The following is a 1,243-nucleotide window of genomic DNA, read 5'->3' on the forward strand; positions in this document are numbered from 1 at the left end:
TTCAGCAAGTTGGCTGTGCGATCAGGGATCTGGGGGTTTTGTTCCACCACCATTTTGATGTGCTCTTGATCGCGACCTGCCGGTGTGTGCGCCACAACCTTACCCATGAAGTCGACCGTTGCTGCCGGCCCAACTCCACCCACTATCCCAAGCTTGAACGGCGGGCGGGTCGACTGGCCTTTCTCCAAGGTGGCGAAAGTGGCATAAATCTCGTTGATATCCAGGACAGTCAAGCCACGCCGTTGAAGATCACCGCAGACCAACGAGAGCTCAGTCATGCCCGGCAGGATGATTGTGGCGCCCTGATCCTGAAGCGAAAGGCAGGCCTTATAGACAGACTCCAGCGGTACACCGTCAAGGTTCCCATCTTTGATGCCATTAACGCCATACATCGCGTCCATCAACCCAGACTGCTCGTTATTGTTTGGATAAACGAGCTTGAAGTCATTGCCGAAATAGCGCTCAAACAACCCGGAGTGCCTGACATAGTCGGACGCGATTATGCCCAGTGTTGTACCAGGTTCAGCGACATGATCCACGTGCTTGCGTAACGCCGTCATCATATCCAGAACGGGTATGCCAATTTCCTCCTGGATTTCCTCACGAAAGGTGTGACTGGCAAAGCAAGGCAGTAAAACTGTATTGACTTCGCTGGCCTCGAAGGTCTGACAAACCTGGAAAACATAGAACTTTCTAGAGGTCATGCTGGCGCCCCGATCCAGAGGCATCAGAACGTCTTTGAAGGGGTGTTGCTCAAAGAGGAAGTGATAGCGACCTTGATCTTCCAGAACAGCTCTGGACTTCACCAACTTGTAGAAAAGATCGCCGCCGGCCAGTGAGCCAAGTCCGCCGACGATACCTAGTTTGCGAGCAAACGATGACCCGCTGGACGGCTTCGATTTACCTTTCATGTTTAGGTTCTCAGGCGGTGGCTACAGTATGAATTGGGAGCGGAGACTCAGTGCCGGGCGCGTCTTCTGCTTCTTCATGTGGTTCTGATTTGGCAACCACAGCCGTCGCGATGCTATTGCCAACCACGTTGGTGGCAGTCCTGGCCATATCAAGGAATTGGTCAATGCCAAGGATCAGCAAAATACCGGCTTCGGGAAGATTGAACATGGGTAACGTAGCCGCCACCACAACCACCGATGCTCGGGCTACACCCGCCATTCCCTTGCTGGTGATCATCAGCGTCAGCAAGATGAGCAGTTGCTGTGTGAAGCTCAGGTCGACGTTGTAGGCC

2 protein-coding genes are annotated in these 1,243 nt (G+C 53.5%); both read right to left on the reverse strand.

Annotation, left to right across the window (positions count from 1 at the left end; all coding sequences use genetic code 11):
- Nucleotides 1–911 (reverse strand): aspartate/glutamate racemase family protein (locus tag ACXRVY_RS29990; RefSeq protein WP_458239071.1); only part of this gene is annotated, 911 nt, incomplete at its 3' end.
- 10 nt (nucleotides 912–921) lie between these two features.
- Nucleotides 922–1,243, reverse strand: a 322-nt coding sequence (locus tag ACXRVY_RS29995) for a cation:dicarboxylate symporter family transporter (RefSeq protein ID WP_458239072.1), incomplete at its 5' end; no start/stop codon positions are given.

Source organism: Pseudomonas sp. P5_A2_2 (assembly GCF_054177685.1).